Origin of the sequence: Caballeronia sordidicola, assembly GCF_002220365.1 — a bacterium.
Classification (GTDB): domain Bacteria; phylum Pseudomonadota; class Gammaproteobacteria; order Burkholderiales; family Burkholderiaceae; genus Caballeronia; species Caballeronia sordidicola_C.
Genome location: NZ_MTHB01000206.1, coordinates 42,445 through 61,966, shown reverse-complemented (window position 1 = coordinate 61,966; position 19,522 = coordinate 42,445). Strand labels below are relative to the sequence as shown.

General features: G+C 63.3%; 14 protein-coding genes and 1 pseudogene. 7 read left to right on the top strand and 8 right to left on the bottom strand.

The window, feature by feature from the left end; all coding sequences use genetic code 11:
• Positions 1 to 8 precede the first annotated feature (8 nt).
• The 6 genes from BSU04_RS29210 to BSU04_RS29185 are packed head-to-tail and all read left to right on the top strand — an operon-like array spanning position 9 to position 7,497.
• Positions 9 to 476: a chemotaxis protein CheW gene (locus BSU04_RS29210; protein ID WP_089163792.1), complete on the top strand. Its 468-nt coding sequence runs from the start codon at positions 9 to 11 to the stop codon at positions 474 to 476.
• Complete coding sequence (locus BSU04_RS29205; RefSeq protein ID WP_256983383.1) at positions 473 to 2,062, top strand: CheR family methyltransferase; 1,590 nt, start codon at positions 473 to 475, stop codon at positions 2,060 to 2,062. The genes BSU04_RS29210 and BSU04_RS29205 overlap by 4 nt, the downstream gene beginning before the upstream one ends.
• Positions 2,055 to 2,936 (top strand): chemotaxis protein CheW, encoded by an 882-nt coding sequence (locus tag BSU04_RS29200; RefSeq protein WP_373452886.1) that lies wholly within the window; start codon positions 2,055 to 2,057, stop codon positions 2,934 to 2,936. The genes BSU04_RS29205 and BSU04_RS29200 overlap by 8 nt, the downstream gene beginning before the upstream one ends.
• Positions 2,933 to 5,290 carry a hybrid sensor histidine kinase/response regulator gene (locus BSU04_RS29195; RefSeq protein ID WP_089163791.1) on the top strand — a complete coding sequence of 786 codons (2,358 nt, stop codon included), beginning with the start codon at positions 2,933 to 2,935 and terminating at the stop codon, positions 5,288 to 5,290. Before BSU04_RS29200 ends, BSU04_RS29195 begins: the two co-directional genes overlap by 4 nt.
• Positions 5,291 to 5,318: 28 nt before the next feature.
• Complete coding sequence (locus BSU04_RS29190; RefSeq protein ID WP_089163790.1) at positions 5,319 to 6,335, top strand: chemotaxis response regulator protein-glutamate methylesterase; 1,017 nt, start codon at positions 5,319 to 5,321, stop codon at positions 6,333 to 6,335.
• 34 nt (positions 6,336 to 6,369) lie between these two features.
• A complete protein-coding gene (locus BSU04_RS29185) occupies positions 6,370 to 7,497 on the top strand; it encodes a diguanylate cyclase (protein WP_089163789.1) in 1,128 nt (375 codons plus the stop codon).
• 1,334 nt (positions 7,498 to 8,831) lie between these two features.
• Here BSU04_RS29185 and BSU04_RS29180 read toward each other — a convergent pair.
• Genes BSU04_RS29180 through BSU04_RS29170 form a run of 3 tightly spaced genes read right to left on the bottom strand, consistent with a single transcriptional unit; the run spans position 8,832 to position 14,664 of the window.
• Positions 8,832 to 10,307, bottom strand: coding sequence for an efflux transporter outer membrane subunit (locus tag BSU04_RS29180; protein ID WP_089163788.1), 1,476 nt, complete (start codon positions 10,305 to 10,307; stop codon positions 8,832 to 8,834).
• A complete protein-coding gene (locus tag BSU04_RS29175; RefSeq protein ID WP_089163787.1) occupies positions 10,304 to 13,507 on the bottom strand; it encodes an efflux RND transporter permease subunit in 3,204 nt (1,067 codons plus the stop codon). Before BSU04_RS29175 ends, BSU04_RS29180 begins: the two co-directional genes overlap by 4 nt.
• Positions 13,504 to 14,664 carry an efflux RND transporter periplasmic adaptor subunit gene (locus BSU04_RS29170; protein WP_089163786.1) on the bottom strand — a complete coding sequence of 387 codons (1,161 nt, stop codon included), beginning with the start codon at positions 14,662 to 14,664 and terminating at the stop codon, positions 13,504 to 13,506. The genes BSU04_RS29175 and BSU04_RS29170 overlap by 4 nt, the downstream gene beginning before the upstream one ends.
• Before the next feature lie 320 nt (positions 14,665 to 14,984).
• Between BSU04_RS29170 and BSU04_RS29165 the strand changes: the two genes are divergently transcribed.
• Complete coding sequence (locus tag BSU04_RS29165) at positions 14,985 to 15,605, top strand: TetR/AcrR family transcriptional regulator (RefSeq protein ID WP_089163785.1); 621 nt, start codon at positions 14,985 to 14,987, stop codon at positions 15,603 to 15,605.
• Positions 15,606 to 15,628: 23 nt separating this feature from the next.
• Here the strand turns inward: BSU04_RS29165 and BSU04_RS29160 are convergent, their stop codons facing one another.
• From BSU04_RS29160 to BSU04_RS29145, 5 genes and pseudogenes are all read right to left on the bottom strand, one after another.
• A complete protein-coding gene (locus BSU04_RS29160; protein ID WP_089163784.1) occupies positions 15,629 to 15,871 on the bottom strand; it encodes a DUF2795 domain-containing protein in 243 nt (80 codons plus the stop codon).
• 71 nt (positions 15,872 to 15,942) lie between these two features.
• Complete coding sequence (locus BSU04_RS29155) at positions 15,943 to 16,218, bottom strand: hypothetical protein (RefSeq protein ID WP_089163783.1); 276 nt, start codon at positions 16,216 to 16,218, stop codon at positions 15,943 to 15,945.
• 284 nt (positions 16,219 to 16,502) lie between these two features.
• Positions 16,503 to 18,239: a ClcB-like voltage-gated chloride channel protein gene (locus tag BSU04_RS29150; RefSeq protein WP_089163862.1), complete on the bottom strand. Its 1,737-nt coding sequence runs from the start codon at positions 18,237 to 18,239 to the stop codon at positions 16,503 to 16,505.
• A 97-nt stretch (positions 18,240 to 18,336) separates the two neighbouring features.
• Positions 18,337 to 18,500: pseudogene (locus tag BSU04_RS49190) on the bottom strand (ATPase); the annotation flags it as partial.
• Between the two features lie 172 nt (positions 18,501 to 18,672).
• Positions 18,673 to 19,476, bottom strand: coding sequence for an aldo/keto reductase (locus tag BSU04_RS29145; RefSeq protein ID WP_089163782.1), 804 nt, complete (start codon positions 19,474 to 19,476; stop codon positions 18,673 to 18,675).
• Positions 19,477 to 19,522 lie beyond the last annotated feature (46 nt).

Below are 19,522 nucleotides of genomic sequence, written 5' to 3'. Positions count from 1 at the left end.
CTGAGACCATGCTCTTCGTCCAGTTCACGCTCGATAACGACCGCTATGTGATCGACAGTTCGCAGGTCGAGCGCATGCTGTCGCTCGTGCCCCTGAAGGCGATGCCCGGCGTGCCGGACTGGGTCGCGGGCGTGCTGGATTATGAAGATTTGCCGGTGCCGGTTATCGATCTGGCTGCGCTTGCGCTCGGCCGGCGTTCGCACGAACGTTTGTCCACGCGCCTTGCGCTGGTCTACTACCCGCACGAAAGCCCGACGGGCGTCGAGCATAAGCGCCTCGGCATCTTGCTCGAGCGCGCCACGCGCACACTGACGCTCGACGCCGCCGCGTTCAGGCACGCCGGTGTCGAGGCGACTGACGCGCGCTATCTCGGGCCGCTTGCACGCGACGCTCAAGGCCTTGTTCAATGGGTGCGCATTGAGCATCTGTTGCCCCGGCACGTGCAGGCACAACTCTTCACGCCGAGCGAAGCATGAAGCACGTCTCTATGAAGCACGTCTCTATTTCCGATCAGGCCCGTCGCGCGGCGCAGGCGTTTCACAAGATCCACGAGATGCATGAAAGCCGTCGCGAGGCACTGCCACATGCGCAGGTCGTGCAGTTCGCCGGGCTTTTGCAACGGACGATCGGTCTGGACCCTGCGTCTATCGGCGAGAAAGCGATCGAACGAGCCGTCTCGGAGCGCTTCGCCGCATGGCGCGCGGCAGGTGCCGATGGTCTGGACGAATCGCGGGCCAGTATCGAAGCGTTCTGGCTTGAGGTGAACGGCGTGCCGGCGCAGTTGCAGGCGTTGATCGAGGCTGTGGTCGTGCCGGAGACGTGGTTTTTCCGCGATGCCGAGGCGTTCAACGCACTGGTCAAGCTGGCGCGCGCGCGGCTTCACGATCAGCCGTTCAAGCCGGTGCGGATCCTGAGCATGCCGTGCTCGACGGGCGAGGAGGCCTATACCGCCGCCATGGCCATGCTCGATGCGGGTATTGCGCCCGAGCGTTTTTCCATCGATGCGATCGATATCAGCGGCCGCGCGCTCGACGTTGCCCGCCACGCGCACTATGGCGGCAACGCGTTTCGCAGCCGCGCGCTCGGATTTCGCGAGCGTTTTTTCGCACAGGCAGGCGATCAATGGCGGCTTTTGCCGGAGGTGACGGAGCGGGTGCAGTTTCGCCAAGCGAATCTGCTGACGCTCGATCAGCAGGCGTTCGAACCCTTCGATTTCGTTTTCTGCCGCAACGTGCTGATCTATTTTGGCCGGCAGACGCAGCACGCGGCCATGCGGGTGCTGGACGGCCTGCTCGCACCAGGCGGGACGCTGTTTGTCGGGCCGGCGGAAACGGGGCTGATGATGCGCGAAGGCATGGCGTCGGCGAAGCTGGTGCTGGCGTTCGCGTTCAGGCGGCCGGAAGGCGGACCAGGAGAGATATTGGCGGGCGGCGCTCGGCCGACGTTCACCGGTGAGCGGGGCTGGGACGAGCATGGATCGGGAGTCCGGCCGCACGCGCTGTTCGCCGCCATCGCCAGCGCACAGCGAGCGATGGAATTTGCCGCGCGGGCAGGGACGCCAAAGGCGCCCGTTGCGCGGCCCAGCCCGGTGAATACGTTCGGCCATCGGGCTGTATCGGCTACGCATCTGAACGATGCACCTCGACGCTCATTTTCATTCGGCCCGCCTGCTCCCAGCGCGCCGCGCGAGGCGGCCGACGAGGCGGCCGACACGGCGGCCAGCGCACCGGTTGCCGCCAAGCCGGGTACGCTCAAACAAGCCCAGGCACTTGCCGATGCCGGCGCCTTGCTCGAAGCCGCCGACATCGCGCGGACCTATCTCAAGGCGCATCCGGCCAGCGCCGACGCTTACTACTTGCTCGGCGTGATCGCGGATGCGCGAGGTGAGCAAAGCGAGGCGAGAGGTTTTTACAAACGTGCGCTTTATCTAGACCCCAGACATGGTGAGGCGCTGACACATCTTGCCGCGGTGCTCGGCCTGGAAGGCGACCGCGCGGGCTCGCAGTTGTTGTTGGCGCGCGCTGAACGGGCTGAACGGGCATCGGGAGGCCGCCATGATTGATCCGCGCGACCAGCGAGACGGGAGGTTTGACGCAGATGAAACTGCCGGGCGTGTCGAAGCGGCTTCGGCTTCTGCTTCTGCTTCTGCTTCAACCGGGGACGAGCTGTCGTCATTGCTTGCCAATATGGATACCCCGATCGACGACTGCTGGAACCGCATCGGCGTTCGCGGCGACGGTTCGTGTCCGCGCCTGGCCGGGTACATTCATTGCCGCAATTGTCCTGTCCACGATGCCGCCGCGGCGCGCGTGCTGGACCGTGAATCATCCGCCGATGCCGTGATCGGACAAGAGATCCTGCATCGCCAGACAGCGCAGTCGCTGAGCGAATACGCGGCCCGCGAGGCGGATGCCACGTCGTGGCTCGTGTTTCGTATCGGCGATGAATGGCTGGGTTTGCCCACCACGATCTTCCAGCAGGTTGCCCAGTTACGGCCGATTCACTCGCTGCCGCACCGGCGTCATCGCGCGGTGCTCGGCGTGGTGAACGTGCGTGGAAGGTTGCTCGTGTGCGCGTCGCTGGCGCGCTTGTTCGGGATCGCATCCGCGGTGGGTCAGGACGGGCGCAGGCTGGAGCAGCAGAGCGGCCTGCAGGGTGTCGATGCCCGGGATCTTGCGCGCTTGCTGGTCGTCGAGCCGGGCGGTGAGGCGGCCGAGCGCGACGGGGCCGCCAACCTCGGCAACCCGATCGTGTTCCCCGTCGATGCCGTCGATGGTGTGCATCGTTTTGCGCGCGCAGATTTCCAGGCGGTGCCGGCGACCATCGCCAGCATGTCGGCGTCCCACGCGGTGGCCGTGACGGCGTGGAAGGGCGTGACGGTGGGCCTGCTCGACGCGGCCAAACTTTTCGAGACCTTGAACCGGAGCCTCACATGAGCGGCGCTGAAACAGGCCAGGGGCCAAGCCGCGGCCAGCCGTCGCTCATCGACTTGTTTCGCGAGGAGGCGCGGACGCAGGCGCAGATCCTGAGCGACGGCCTGCTCGCGCTGGAACGCGCCCCGCGCGACCCGGTGACGCTCGAAGCCTGCATGCGCGCGGCCCACTCGCTGAAGGGCGCGGCGCGGATTGTCGGCGTGCCGGACGGCGTGAGCCTCGCGCATGTGATGGAAGACTGCTTCGTCGGCGCACAACAAGGGCGCGTGAGCGTGGATGCCGGCATGATCGACGCGCTGCTGAGCGGTGTCGACCTGATCTTGCGGATCGGCCAGGGGGCAGGCGACGAAACCTTGTCTCAGAAGGATGTGGACACATTCGTCGACTCCTTGAATGCACGGATGAACGGCGCTACCGCTGCGCCGTCGCCATCTGTTTTTGAAGCGCCTCAGTCTGACGCCTACCTCGATTTATCGAATGAACTGACGCTTTCAGCGCCGGTGGAAGAAGTCGCGGAAACCGTGGAGGCTGCGCCTTATCAGCCGGTCCGCTCCGCCGAACTGCGCGAGCCGGCCCGCATGCTCCGCGTTCGTGCCGACACCCTCGACCGCTTGCTCAGCCATTCGGGAGAATCGCTGGTTGAGTCACGCTGGCTCAAGCCATTCGCGCAATCCATGCTGCGCGTGAAGCGGATCCAGCGCGACGCGAGCCGGGCGCTTGATTTCCTGCACGAATCGCTGACTGAGGCGGCTAGCTCGGCATCGAGCTCATCGGCCGCCCCGACTGCCGCGCTCGACGCGCGTACGCTCGATGCGCTAGACGAGGTCCGCCGTCTGAACAAGGAAGCGCATCGCCAGCTCGGCGAGCGCCTGGCCGAGCTGGAGAACTACGACCGGCGCTCGACGCATCTGTCGCAGCAGCTCTACGACGAAGCACTCGAATGCCGGATGCGGCCGTTCGTCGATGCCACCGGCGGTTTTGCGCGCATGGTCCGCGACGTCGCGCGATCGCTCGATAAACAAGTGCGCTTCGTGATTGCCGGAGAAGCGACGGAAGTGGATCGCGACATCCTCGACCTGCTCGAAGCGCCGCTGGGCCATTTGTTGCGCAATGCGGTCGATCACGGCATTGAAGCGCCATCGCTGCGCTCGGCTCTTGGCAAACCACCGGAAGGCACCATCACGCTGGACGCGCGCCATAGCGCGGGTTCGCTTTTCATCAGCGTCAGCGACGACGGCGGCGGCGTGGACCTCCACGCGCTGCGCCGCGCCATCGTGCACAAACGCCTGGCCAACGAGTCAACGGCCGCACGTCTTTCGGATACCGAACTGCTTGAATTCCTGTTCCTGCCCGGTTTCTCCATGCGCGATACCGTCACCGACGTCTCCGGCCGCGGCGTTGGCCTGGACGCGGTCCAGGACGTCGTGAGGCAAGTGCGCGGCAACCTGCGCGTCACGCAGGAAGCGCGGGTCGGAACGCGTTTCGTGATGCAGTTGCCGCTGACGCTGTCCGTGATTCGCAGCCTGATTGTTGACGTGGACGGCGAACCGTATGGACTGCCACTCGCGCACGTCACGCGCACGCTTGTCCTGCCGCGCGCATCGATCGACCTGCTCGAGGGGCATCAGCATTTCGCCTTTGAAGGGCGGCGGCTTGGCATCGTGACCGCGCACCAGATCCTCCGCTCAGGCACCTTCGAGACCGCCAGCGACACGCTCAATGTCGTCGTGATCGGGCAGGGCGCGGCGAGCTGCGGCGTGGTCGTCGACCGCTTTCTCGGCGAGCGCATGCTGGTCGTGCAACCACTCGACAAACGCCTGGGGAAGATCCCGAACATCGCGGCGGGCGCATTGATGGAAAACGGCGATCCGCTCCTCATCGCCGATCTCGACGACTGGTTGCGCGCAGTTGAAAAGCTGGTGGTCGACGGTGAACTCGGGCGTGTCTCGTCGGGCACGGCGCGCGCGGTCGCCGCGGCGAGAAAACGCGTGCTGGTGGTGGACGACTCGCTGACCGTGCGCGAACTCGAACGCAAGCTGCTGGCCGGGCGCGGTTATGACGTGACCATTGCCGTCGACGGCATGGACGGCTGGAACGCGGTACGCAGCGAGCGCTTTGACCTCGTGATCACTGACATTGACATGCCGCGCCTGGACGGCATTGAACTGGTGACGCTGATCCGGCGCGATCCGCAACTGCGCGAGACCCCGGTGATGATCGTGTCGTACAAGGATCGCGCGGAAGACCGGCAGCGGGGGCTGGATGCCGGCGCGGACTATTATCTGGCGAAAGGCAGTTTCCACGATCAGACCTTGCTCGATGCAGTGCGGGATCTGATCGGCGAAGCGCAGTCGTGAGAGAACACTAAAAAAGAGAGGCGAGGCGATGAAGATCGGGATCGTGAACGACATGGCGCTGGCGGTGGACGCCTTGCGAGGAGCGCTTGCGACCCGGCGCGACTTCGAGGTGATCTGGGTCGCGATCGACGGCGCGCAAGCGGTCGACTACTGCCGCGCGCAGACACCCGACGTCGTGCTCATGGACCTCGTCATGCCACATATGGACGGCACGGAAGCCACGCGGCGAATCATGCGCGAGACGCCGTGCGCGATCCTGATTGTGACTGTCGACGTGGGCGCGAACGCGTGGCGGGTCTACGAGGCAATGGGCGCGGGCGCGCTGGATGCGGTCGACACGCCGGTGCTCGCAGGTCCGGACGCAAAACGCGGGATCGCCGCGTTGACCGCCAAGATCGACCAGATCGGCGCGCAGCAGGCCACGAAAGCAGCCGCGAATCCGATTGCAGCCGCGCCGCGTGTTACGTCGGACACCGACTTGCTCGCGATCGGTGCGTCGGCGGGCGGTCCAAGCGCGTTGGCTACGCTGTTGGCCGCGCTGCCGGCCGACTTCGCGCCGGCTACGGTGATTGTCCAGCACGTGGACCAGGCCTTTGCGATCGGCATGGCCGACTGGCTCAACGAGCAGTCGACGTTGCCGGTGCGCGTGGCGCGCGAGGGCGACCGGCCGGAGCCCGGCTGCGTGCTGCTCGCGGCGACCAACGACCACCTGCATTTCTGTGGCGGCGGTAATCGGCTCGGCTACACGAAGGAGCCGTTAGCGACGCCGTACCGGCCGTCCATCGACGTGTTTTTTCAAAGCGTGGTCGCGCGCTGGAGCGGCAACGCGGTCGGCGTGCTGCTGACCGGCATGGGCCGCGACGGCGCGGCGGGTCTTGCCGCCATGCGCGCCAAGGGTTATCACACGATCGCGCAGGATGAAGCGACATGCGCCGTCTACGGCATGCCGAAAGCCGCGGCAGCGCTGAACGCGGCGGTAGCCATCCTGCCACTCCCGAACATCGCGAATGCCGTGCAAAGGGCGTTCATATCGTCGCGCAAATGAGGCGCTCGAACTCGACTCAGAACAGGATTCAGTCATGGAACATCGAAATGCAGATCCGCTGGCGGAGCGCGCACGGCGCGAGCAGGCCGGCCCGCAATCCCGCGCGGAAAGCCCGGCGGCCCCTCTCGATGCTGCAGGCGAGGAGCGATCAGCCGCCGACCTGCTTGCTGATGCGCTGAATGCGCCAAGTGCCGCCGACAGTGCGGTCATGGTGCTGCTGGTCGACGACCAGACGATTGTCGCGGAAGCGGTGCGCCGCGCGCTGGTGGATGAGCCGCGGCTGGATTTTCACTACTGCGCCAACCCCGAGGATGCGTTGCGCGTCGCGCAGGCCACGCGGCCGACCGTGATCCTGCAGGATCTGGTCATGCCGGGCGTGGACGGGCTGACGCTGGTGCGTCAATACCGCGAGAACGAGGCGACCCGCGATATTCCGATCATTGTGTTGTCGACGAAGGAAGAGCCGCGCATCAAGAGCGCCGCGTTTGCCGCGGGCGCCAACGATTATCTGGTGAAGCTGCCGGACACTATCGAATTGATCGCGCGGATTCGCTATCACTCACGCTCGTATCTGAATCTGCTGCAACGGGACGAGGCTTACCGCGCGTTGCGGCAGTCGCAGCAAAAACTTCTCGAAATCAATCTGGAACTGCAGCGCCTGACCAATTCAGACGGGCTGACGGGCTTATCGAACCGACGCTGTCTGGACGACTACATCAACGCTGAGTGGAAACGCGCGGCGCGCGACCAGTCGCTGCTCGGCTTCCTGATGATCGATGTGGACAACTTCAAGTCGTACAACGACACCTACGGCCACGTAGCGGGTGACGATGTGCTCAAGCTCGTCGCGCGCGCGATTGAATCGAGCGTGAACCGTCCCGCCGATCTTGCCGCTCGCTTTGGCGGCGAGGAATTTGCGGTGGTGCTGCCGTCCACGTCGACTGGCGGCTTGCGCCTGCTCGGTGAGAAGATCCGCATGGCGGTGGAGGCGCTTGCCGTGCCGCATACGGGTTCAGCCAGCGACCGGCTCACGATCAGCGTAGGCGGCGTCATGCATGTGCCTCAGCCGGGCGAAGACATGAAGCACTTGATTGAAGCCGCCGACCTGGCGTTGTATCGGGCCAAGCGTGACGGCCGCAATCGGGTGGAAGTCGCTAATTGAGCTGGCCCGCCGGGAGCGTTCCGTTCGCCATGCCCGCAGCGCCGTTCACCGATGCCGCGCGCTTGCCGACACTGAACGGCACCATGCCGATGAAGGCGCTCTAGCTGTCTTTGCGCGCCTCGTCCCCGAGGATCGAGGCGCGCTCGAGGTGCAGTGAACATTCGGACGGGTCCGTCGATGCATCGGCCGGGCGGCTGCCAAAATCGCTGGCGATGCCTGAGCAGATAAATCGCCTTGAGCCTCGCTGACGCGCGGCAGCCTGACGTGGGGTGCGACGACAAAACTCGCGTGCGAGCTGACGTCGGAGGCAGTAGAAGAAATCGCCGGGGCAGGCGTCGCAACATTGTCCGATGCAACGAGGCCGGTCAGGGGCGCGCTCCACGGATCGGGCTGCGCGGGAGGGGCCTGTATCGGCGCTTTCACCGGTTCGCTCGGTTCAGCAACGGGCGTAGTGCGCTTGAGCCACGCATCATGAGACGCGATCAAACCGGGCGAACGTCCACGCGGCATTTCATTCCAGCCGGAGCGATCCATCGTGAGGGCGGAGGGTGCTTCCTGGACGGTCGTTGCTACGGAGCCAGATGCGCTCGTCGTTGCGGCCCGGCGGGGCTCCTGTGCCGATACAGGCAGTGGTGCTGATGACGCAGATGACGCAGCGCGGATGTGTCCGGACGACGTGAACCGGTCGGCGGCGGGTGCGCTCCAGGCGTCGTCAACGGCGAGACTGGGTGCTACAGGATTGCTCCATGGGTCATCGGCTGGGAGTTGGGGCGCGGCGTGACTGCGCCATTGCTCACCCGCGGGCACGCCGGCAGGGGCGGATTCTCCCGCGCGGGCCGTTGCGTGCATCAAACCAAAGGCAGCGCACGCCAGCGCGACTTTTTCCAGTCCTGAATGAACGAGCCGAAACAGGTCACGGAACGGTGAGCGAGACATGGCATTTCCCTTGAATACACGAAAGCTCGCAAGCCTATGGGAAAGTGCGGTCCGAAATAACGCGATTTATCTGAATAGTGAAAGGTTTCAGTGAAGAAGTTGAGTTGATGGAAGGTTGTGGACGTATTCAGATGGCGTTGCGATGTTTCGACGACTCAGGATTGTGACATTCGATGTCTTTGGTCGCTGGCCTCCCATGGCGATGCGCGCACTGTCCGGTTGTCGTGATGGAGCGCAAAGAGCCGTTCGGACGTGAGTCGGAACGGCTCTTGGCGTACTGCTCGCGTTTCAGTTTCTACCCATCAGGTGAGAGAGAACTCGCCCGAATGGAATGCGACCGATAGCGACTTGGGCAGCGACTTGGGCAGCGACTTAGGCAGCGACTTAGGCAGCGACGGTTATTTCGCTGTCTCCGTCGCTTTCGCCTCAGCCGCAAGATTCGCGGTGCTGCCTGTCGGAGAACCCATTGCCTGGAACAGCAGCGCGGTATCGCTCAGGCGCGCGGTTTCATAGCGAATAGCGTCCAGCCGCGCATTGCGGTATTGGCGCTCGCTCGCACGTGTTGCCGAGGGCGGAATCGCCCCGAGCCGCTCTCGCGCCGCCGAATCCGTGAACGCGCTCATTGAAGCGCGGCTGGCGGTATCGGCGAAACTGAGTGCCTGGTTATCCTCCTCGAGCGCCGCGAGCGAATCCGCCACGTTGCGCAACGCGCTCAGCACCGTCTGCTTGTATTGCGCCACGGCCGCCTCATAGCTCGCTTGCGCTGCACGCTTTTGGGCGAGCAAGGCGCCGCCGTGAAACAGCGGCTGCGACAGCGACGCACCTATGCCCCAGATCGCGCCCGCGCCCGACAAGGCAGCCGGCCAGCTGAACCCGGCTTTCCCCATCGATGCCGACAGCGTCAGGCTCGGGAACATCTGCGCCGTCGCCACGCCGACTTGCGCCGCGGCCGCTTTGAGCAGCGCGTCGGCGGCCTGGATATCCGGGCGGCTGGCAAGCAGTTCCGACGGTACGACCACCGGCACATTACCCGGCACGGTGAGTGTCGCGAGGTCGAGATCGGGCGGTGCCTGATCCGGTGTCCGGCCGAGCATCACGGCAAGCGCGTGACGGGTTGAAAGCCACTGAGCCCGCAGCCCCGGCAGTGAAGCGGCGAGCGCGGCGGCGTTCGATTGCACGTTGAGTGCATCCGCGCGTGACGCCGAACCGAGTTCGTAGCGGCGCTGTGTTTCTCGCGCATCTTCATCGGCGAGGACGATCAGCCGCTCGGTCGTGTCGATTTGCGCGCCTAACGACGCCGCACCGATAGCACCCGTGACAATGTTCGCGGCAAGCGCGCGGCGGGCGGCATCGAATTGCCAGGACTGGCTGTCCACCTGTGCAGCCAGCGCCTTGTCCGCGAGTCGCGCCGCGCCGAACAGGTCGAACGTGTATTGCGCCCGGATCTGGCCGACAAACAGGTTGTAGAGCGCCGTGGGCGGCCCGAAGTTCGGCACGCCGATCGCACGCTCCCGGTCCGTCTGGCCGCCGAGGTCGATGCTTGGCAGCATCGACGAGCCGACTTGTGCGCGCAGTTGCTCGCGCGCCGCAGCGAGGGTTTTGTCCGTTGCGGCGAGGCTCGGGCTGTTGCGCAGACCTTCATCGACGAGCGCGTTCAACGGCTCGGAGCGATAGAGCTTCCACCACTCGGGCACGGGTTTCGCCCCGGCATCGAAACGCTGCGATACCCCTTCGGCCGTCACGGTGCGCACCGGTTGCGCGTCGGCGCCGTAGTGAGCCACCGCAGGCATGACGGGCGGTTTTCCATCCGGGCCAAATGAGCATGCTGCAAGGGCGGCTGCAAAGCCAAGAGCGGTGAGGGCAGAGCGGTTCATGACTGGCCTCCTTGGCGGCCATCGGGCGTGGAGGGTGTGTCCGGGTCTTCAAACCCCGCGCGCTCGTTACGCCGCACCTTGAATGAAGCCGCATACAGGGCCGGCAGGTAAAACAGCGTAAGCACGGTCGCGCTCGTGATCCCGCCCATCAGCGCGGTCGCCATCGGGCCAAAGAAGTTGCTGCGCAAGAGCGGGATCAGCGCGAGCACCGCAGCGGCGGCAGTCAGCGTGATCGGCCGGAAACGCCGCACGGTCGCGCCCACGATAGCGTCGAAGCGAGGATGCCCCGCGGCAATATCCTGTTCGATCTGATCGACGAGAATCACCGAGTTGCGCATGATGATCCCGAACATGGCAATCACGCCCAGCATGGCGACAAACCCGAACGGCTTGTTGAACAGCAGCAGCGCGATCACCACGCCGATCAACCCGAGCGGCGCGGTGAGCACCACCATCATCACGCGTGCGAAGCTCTGCAACTGGATCATCAGGAGCGTCAGCACGACAATCGCCATGATCGGCATTTGCGCGTTGATGGACGACTGGCCTTTCTCGCTTTCCTCAACCGGGCCGCCCACTTCTATCCGATACCCCACCGGCAAGCCCGCGCGCAACGTGGCAAGCTTCTTCTCGATCGCATGCGTCACGTCAATCCCTTGCGCGCCGGCCTTCACGTCCGACTGCACGGTGATGGTCGGCTGACGGTCGCGCTCCCAGATCACGCCGTATTCCAGATCGTTCACTACATGCCCGATCGTTCCGAGCGGCACGGGTCCGTTCGGAGTCGGCATCGCAAGCGTGGCGAGCTTCGCCGGATCGACCCGTTCGCTTTTCGGTGCACGCAAGTCGACGCTGATCAGCTTGTCGCGTTCGCGATACTGCGTGACGGTGTAACCGGTCAGTTGCATCGCGAGGAAATCCGATACGTCCTGCGAACTGATACCGAGTTCACGCGCCTTCTTCTGGTCGATATCGAAGCGCACCGAGCGCTCCGACGGTTCGTCCCAGTCATACTGGACGTTGGCCGTGCCGCTGTCGGCACTCATTTCGGCGAAGACCTTTTCAGCGATACCGCGCACTGTCGGCAGATCGTCGCCGCTCACTCGGAACTGCACCGGATAGCCGACCGGCGGACCGTTTTCGAGTCGTGACAAACGCGTGCGTATTGCCGAGAACTTCTCGCGCAATACAGGTTCAAGCCAGCGTGCGAGCTTCTCGCGATCCTCCACGGACTTCGCGGTGATCACGAATTGCGCGAAGTTCGGTTGCGGCAATTGCTGGTCGAGCGGCAGGTAAAAGCGCGGGGCGCCGGTGCCGACGAAGTTCACCACATGATCGACTTCGGGCCGTCCCTCCAGCACCTTCTCAAGACGTTTGGTCTCGCGCAGCGTGGCTTCGAACGAGGCACCTTCTTGCAGCCGGACATCGACGAGCAGTTCCGAGCGGTCCGAACTCGGAAAGAACTGCTGGGGAACAAGCGTAAAGCCTGCCAACGCGATCACGAACAGCACCAGCGTGATGCCGAGCACGACGAAGCGCCGCTCAATACACCATGTCAGCCAGCCGCGCAGACGGGTGTAGAACTTCGTGTCGTAGATATCGTGTTCATGATCGTGGGCATGATGTGCCTCGCGCTTGCGCTCAGGCAACAGCTTGTAGCCGAGCAACGGAATCAGCACGACCGCGGCGAACCACGACGCGATCAACGCAATGGCCGACACTTCGAAGATCGAGCGCGTGTATTCGCCGGTGCTGGATTTGGCCAGCGCGATCGGCAGGAAACCGCCCACGGTCACGAGCGTGCCCGTGAGCATGGGGAACGCAGTGCTGGTATAGGCGTAGGCCGCGGCGCGCGAGCGATTCCAGCCTTGCTCGAGTTTCACCGCCATCATTTCTACAGCGATGATCGCGTCGTCGACCAGCAGGCCCAACGCGAGAATCAGCGTCCCGAGCGATACCTTGTGCAGGCCGATATCGAAGAGATACATGAAGAGGGCGGTGACCGCGAGCACGACCGGAATCGAGATCACGACCACCATACCTGTGCGCACGCCCAGCGACACCAGGCTCACGATCAGCACGATGATGACCGCTTCGGCGACCGCTTCGAGAAAGTCATCGACCGACTTCGATACCGCATGCGGCATGCTCGACACTTCGTTGAGCACGAGGCCCGCGGGGAGTTGCGCACGCAACTCGGCGACCTTGGCGTCGAGCGCGCGGCCCAATTGCACGACGTCCTGACCCGGCTGCATCGTGATACCAATGCCCAGCACCGGCTTCTCGCCCGCGCGCATTTGCGTGGCCGGGGGATCGAGATACCCGCGCTTGATGGTCGCTATGTCGCCAAGACGAAACGAGCGCCCGTTAACACGGATCAGCGTGTTGGCGAGCGCGGCCATGTCGGTGATCTGGCCGGTCGGCCGCACGAACACGCGGTCGTCGGGCGTATTCAGCGTGCCGGAGGGCGCAACCGCATTCTGAGCGTCGATAGCCTGGGCAATCTGCTGCGGCGAGATACCGAGCCGCGTGAGCTGCGTGTTCGCTATCTCCACGTAGACGCGCTCGTCCTGGTCGCCGAAATAATTGACCTTCGCCACACCGGGCACGCGCAACAAGACCGTGCGCAGCGAGTCGGCGTAATCGTGGAGTTGCACCGGCGAAAAACCGTCGCCTTCCAACGTGTAGATGTTGGTGAAGACGTCGCCGAACTCGTCGTTGAAGTAGGGACCTTGCACACCTCGTGGCAGCGTGTAGGCAATGTCCCCGACTTTCTTGCGCACCTGATACCACTCTTCGGGCACGTCCTTCGCGGGCGCGCCGTCCTTCATCGTGAAGAACAGCAGCGACTCGCCGGGGCGGGAATAGCTCCGCAGGAAGTCGGTGGCGGGTGTTTCCTGCAGTTTTTTCGCGATCTTGTCGGTGACCTGTTCCTGCATCTGCTGTGCGCTCGCGCCGGGCCAGAAGGTCTGGATGACCATCACGCGGAACGTGAACGGCGGGTCCTCCGACTGCGCGAGCCGGGTGTAAGCGAGGACCCCGAAAATGGTCGCCATCGCGATCAGGAAGACGACTAGTGCCTGATGGCGCAAGGCCCAGGCAGAGAGATTGAAACTGCCTTCTTCGTGACGATAATCGCCCGACGCCGCGGCGGCGGCATTGGCAGCGGCTTTCGCTGATTCCCGTTCCTGGTCGCTCATGACGCAAAATCTTCCGGATGCAAGGGCGCGACCACGCGAACTTTTTCGCCGGCAGAAACGGTATGGACACCTTGCCATACCACTCGGTCGCCGGGCGAGATGCCGTTGGAAACGGTCACGGTGCGCTCGCCGTATCGAGACACGTCCACGCGTCGCAATTCAAGCGACCCGTCCGCCTTCACGATCCAGACCGCTGGCAGTTTGCCCGCGTGAAACAGCGCGGTGGAGGGCAGCGTGAATGCTTGGCTTGATGCCCCCGATGCCCCGGATGCCCCAGATACAGGCGCCTGCGCGAAGGCCACGTCGGCGGTCATGCCAAGCCGGACCTCCTGCGTGGGCGCTTCCAGCGTCATCCTCACTCGATAGGTGCGGCTTTGGGGATCGGCGGCGGGCGACACTTCGCGCACGCGGGCCGCGAACGGTTTTCCTCCCAACGCGGCAAGCTTCACGGTGGCTGTCTGGCCGACCGCGAGCGATCCGAGCGTGGTTTCCGGCACGTCCGCCACCACGTCGATCTCGCCGCTCCACGCGAGGTTATAGACGGCTTGTCCCGCCGATACGTTCTGTCCGGTATCAGCCTGTTCAGCCGTGATGACACCGGCGCGGTCAGCGACAAGCGTGGTGTATTTCAATTGATCGGCCGACAACGCGGCCTGTGCCTGCGCCTGGTTGCGCTGCGCGAGCGCTGCTGCGTAGGCGTTTTCGGTTTGCTCGAGTTGTGCGCGCGCGATCAGGTTTTCCTGCGCCTGGGCACGGTCGCGCGTGAGTTGCTGCTCGGCATAAGTGAGCTGATGCTGGGCGGCGGACAGTTGCGCCGCTGCGCTCGCGGCGCTTTTGGCGTTGTCGGCGGGATCGAGTTTTGCCACGATCTCGCCGGCTTTCACGCTGTCGCCCAGACGCACGCGGCGCTCGATGATCTTCCCAGCCACACGAAACGACAGCGGGGTCGAGTAGCGCGCTTCGATAGTCGCGGGCAGTGACGACTGCACCGTGTGTGTGTCGGCGACGGCGGCCATGGCGACCACGGGACGCAGCGCCACGGGGGGCGCTTCCTTCTTGCTGCATGCACTGAACGCGACGACAGCCGCCACGCCGAGTGACCACGCAAGCGTGCGGCGAAGGGGAAAAGATCCCGACCCGCGCAACACGAACCACATTAACCGCGATCGGAGCGATGCCAATGACAATGGCCGCGTGCGGCGACAGACTTGCAGAATCACGAATGACCTCGACGCAAAGGCTCGCCGTGCGCGCAAAGAACTTGCAGGCACGGCCGGCGCGCAGCGTCGACACGGTTTGTCGCTGCGCATTTTTGAGATGTGGCGCTATTTGGGGCGCGATCCTGGGACAGGCGGTATGCCACGGCCATCAAGCTTTCCAGTACCTCGTCGCCAGATACGCGATGAATTCTAATACAACTATGAATCTGAAATCACAGCCGTATCATAATTCAATTTTGAGATGCTAAACTCACCGGATGAAACGAATTCGCCTCACCCGGGAGCAAAGCCGTGATCAAACGCGTGAGCGTTTGCTGGACGCCGCACAAACTGTTTTCATGAAGAAAGGGTTTGTGGCCGCCAGTGTCGAGGACATTGCGGTGGCGGCGGGTTATACGCGCGGTGCGTTCTATTCGAACTTCGGCAGCAAGTCCGCTTTGTTTCTGGAACTGCTCAAGCGCGATCACGACGGGATCATGGGCCGGCTGCACTCCATCTTCGATGGCGAAGCGAGCAGGGCCGACATGGAAGCCCGCCTGTTGCAGTATTACAGTGAGTGCTACCGCGACAACAAGTGTTTTCTGCTGTGGGTAGAGGCGAAATTGCAATCAAGTCGCGATGCGAAATTTCGCGCGCAATTCAATGCATTTATCCGGGAATTGTTGCAGACGACGACCGCTTATATCGTTGCGTTTTCAGAACGGGCAGGGACGCCGTTGCCCATGCCCGCGGAGCAGCTTGCGCTGGGACTGACGGCGTTGATCGATGGAATGCAGTTTTTTTATACGTCGGATCCGCAGGCTTGCGGCAGTGAAATGTCCGAAGCCGTCCTGGCTAAGTTTTTTAGCCGCGTAGTGTTTGGGTCTGACGTGGTCTGAAGGACGGGCGAACGTGCAGCCGCTCAGCTGGAAATTCCCGATCCGCCGTTGCTGCCTAGCAACTGCTCCACGGCATCGGCGTTGGCGTAGTCCTGTTCAGGCAATCCATCGAACACGGTAATCACGTCATTGCTGGCGCCTGCAGCGCGCGCCGCATCAACAATGCCATCCTTGTTGGTGGGAAACTTCAGATCACGCAATACGTCTGCAATTTCGTCATCGATCGGCTCGTCGTTCAAGCCGGCATTCACGTGCGTATCGGTCATTGGTGCCCTTGGTTGTTTTTTGTGGTCAATATGAGTTGCCATGCTCGCGCAGCAGCTTCACGTCTGAACGTCTAGGTCTGCACCGCTATTACCTGGCTCACCATGCCGTGGCTGGGCGAGCGCGACTTCGGCAATTCCACATGAGACCAGTGCGCATGATCGAGTACCTGCGCACGCACGTCGGGCGCTGGCGGCGAGACGGGCGGAGCATTGGCGCGAATCGCAAGCGCTGCGCGCATGGAATCAGCCTGGCGAGCAGCGTAGATTGCCGCATCGTCCGTATGGATCGGCGCGGCATAGCACGACACGGATACCAGAACCATCAATAAAGCCGTTGAGGTTTTCATCGCTCAACCCTCCAGACACTTAGCACACAAGCTCACGCAAGCGGTACCCAAGCAGCACAAACACGACGCCATACGGAGAATAGTAGCGAGGATTCGAGCAAAGGCTATGCCAATCGACCAGTCCGGTTTTCCAGTGCTTCACCTGATGAATGGTGCTTGCCTGCCGAGCCTTGTTTCAAGCGGTGTCGACGGCCGTTCTTCGAGCGAAATCTAGAATAGGGTCGTAGACGGGCATCTCTGGGGCGCTTCGGTAGACTGCCGCAATTTGCACGCAGCGAGCAATTTCAGCGTGAGGCCGGGTTTAATCGGAAGTAAGCATCGAGAAGCGATGTTTTGTAGACAACGCCGAGTAACACCGGCCGCGCCGGGCAGTCGATAACCGGCAACCGCTCGCCCTGGAACGCCAGGAAATGCTGCAACGCCTCACCCAGCGACATGTCCGGTGTGAGGACATCGAAATGAGGTTGCAGATAATCCGAGGCAGTTTTGACGGCGGTGTCGCGCTCATCGAGCAGGTCGGACGTGATGTCCTTGAGCGCCACCACGCCGCGAAACTGCCCGTCGGCATCAACGACGTAAAGGTACTTCACCGGATATTCGAGGAACACCCGCGTCATGGTCTTCACGTCCGCATCGAGCGGGACCACGGTGTCAGCCGGTTTCACAAGCTCGCGCATTTGCGTGGCGGCGAGCCGCGAGCGCTCTTTTTCATCGCGGTTACGCCGCAGTGTGACCTCGTACATCGACGTCTGCGCCGACGCCCGGGCAATGAAAAATGCCACCACGCACGAGAGCATCAGCGGCAGCATGACCTGATAGCTCAGCGTCATTTCGAAGATCATCAGGATTGCCATCAACGGCGCGTGCGTGGCCGCCGCGAGGAACGCGCCCATGCCGACCATCGCGTACGCAAACGGCGCGGATGTGGAGTGCGGCCAGATCGCATGCGCTGCCAGCCCGAACAGGCAGCCGACTACCGCGCCCACGAAAAGCGTGGGTGTGAAAATCCCGCCCACGGCGCCAGACCCCGCGGTTGCAGCGGTCGCGACGATCTTGAAGAACAGCACCGCTGCCAGCGCTTCCCAAGTCCACGAATGATGCAGGATCGCGTTGACGACTTCATACCCGTTGCCCCAGACCTCCGGGTACCAGATCGAGATCACGCCGACAATCAGGCCGCCGAGTCCGAGCCGGATTGGCAACGGCAGGGGCAGCTTGGCGAAGCGTTGTTTCGATGCCGCCAGCAGGCGCAGGAAATAAGGCGCCAGCACGCCGCAGAGCAACCCAAGCACGACGAACAGCAGCACTTCGACGCCGGTGACTGTTGGGAACACCGGCATTTCGTAAGGCGGCCGATAGCCGGCGAACTCGCGCATGGTGATATTGGCGACCACCGAGGACACCACGATCGGCCCGAAACTTTCCATGGCCATGGAGCCGAGCACGAGTTCGGTCACGAAGAACGCGCCGGCGATAGGCGCGTTGTACGCTGAAGTGATCCCGGCCGCGGCGCCGCAGGCGACGAGCAGGCGCAGGCGTGGCGGATCGAAGTGGACCCAGCGGCCGATCAGCGACGCGCACAGCGCCGCGAGCTGCACCATCGAGCCTTCTCGGCCGATGGAGCCGCCGCTTGCGATGGTGAACAGCGAAGAGATACTGCGCCACAGGCTCGGTGAGACCGGCACGACACCGTCGCCAATGGTCACTGCTTCCATGTAGTCGGCATTCGCCTGACCTGCGGAACGACGCCGCGCTATCAGCAAGCACAGGCCCGCGATCAGCCCGCCCGCTGTGGGCAACGCGACCCGTACGGGCCAGGGCAGGCGCGTGGCCATCTCGACGAAGTTACCGTGATCGCCGCCGAAAAGCCGCTGCAATTCGTCGATGCCAATGCGAAACGCCGCAGTCGCGAATGCGCCGGCCACGCCGACAATCACGGCCCACACGAGCATGGAGTGGGATTCGGAGAAACGGAACCGGATCTGTGCCCGGGTGCGAAGTTTAAGCAGGAATGAAAGCACGTGAGCTTGAATGTCGGAGCGGGTCGAGGCCAATGGCGCGGGGCAAGGATATCACCCGCAAGGGCCCTCGGGGCAGTGCTCCGACGTACATGTGCATACTGGGTTGCCTGGCACCCGCTGGTGAACGGCGTAATAAGCGAAGTCCGTTGGCACGACCAGCAAGCTTGCCCCCGACGTCGGAGGGAACGGCCATCCAAAGGGTCCCCGCACCCGTGTGCGCAAGCACAAAAATACTGCCTTGATCCCCAGCGCCAACGCGATGACAAATGCGTTGAGGGGTCAATGCACGACGGGTTGCAGCATCGACCACGCGCTTTCTATTGACTATGTCGCGCCTACCCTTCGGTTGATTGGCAACGTGGGAACGGGTAGGGTCAGAAAACCCGGCCTCGTCACGCCGAAGCCGGGTTGTGTTCTACGTCAAATTACTCAGTCACCACTTCGGCGCGAACGGCGGCTTCGCATTTCGCTGGCCTTCGTCGAGCGCATCGATCTTCGCAATATCGTCGGCGTCCAGCTTCACCTTTTGCGAGTCCCAGTTGATTTGTTGATGTTCCGGATTCGTCGATGCCGACAGCACCACGATATCGCGCGACAGCAGCCAAGCAAACGTCACTTGAGCGGGCGTCACGCCGTGCTTCTTCGCGATGGCAGCCAACGTGGGGTCTTTGTGCGCGCGCCCCTCGCCGAGCGGCATATAGGCGGTCACCTTCACGCCGAGCTTTTGCGTTGCCTCGACCAGCTTGCGGTTCGCGAGGAACGGGCTGATTTCGAACTGGTTCGTCACAATGCCCTCGCCTCCGGGCGCGTTCAATGCTTCCTCGAGCAACGGCGCGGTGAAGTTCGACACGCCAAAATGCCGGATCAACTGCTGCTTTTGCGCGTCCTGAAAGCCCGCAATCGACTCGGCGACGGGCACCACGCTATCCGGCGAGGGCCAATGAATCAACGCGAGATCGATCGTGCCGATGTTCAGCTTCTTGTGGCTTTCCACCAGGCTTTTCACCACGTCCTCGCGACGCAGCCGGTCGTGCCAGACCTTGGTGGTGACCCAGATATCGTCTCGCGGCACGAGCGAGTCACGCACGCCTTTGCCGACGGCTTCTTCGTTCTTGTAGAGCTGCGCGGTATCGATATGGCGATACCCGAGTTGCAGCGCGCTCGTGACAGACTTGGCGGTTTTCTCCGCGTCCACGCGAAAGGTGCCGAGTCCGAAGGAGGGAATTGTTTCGATCATCTGATGCTCCTTTTGATTACGTTTATCCGATACAGGCCGGCCGAGC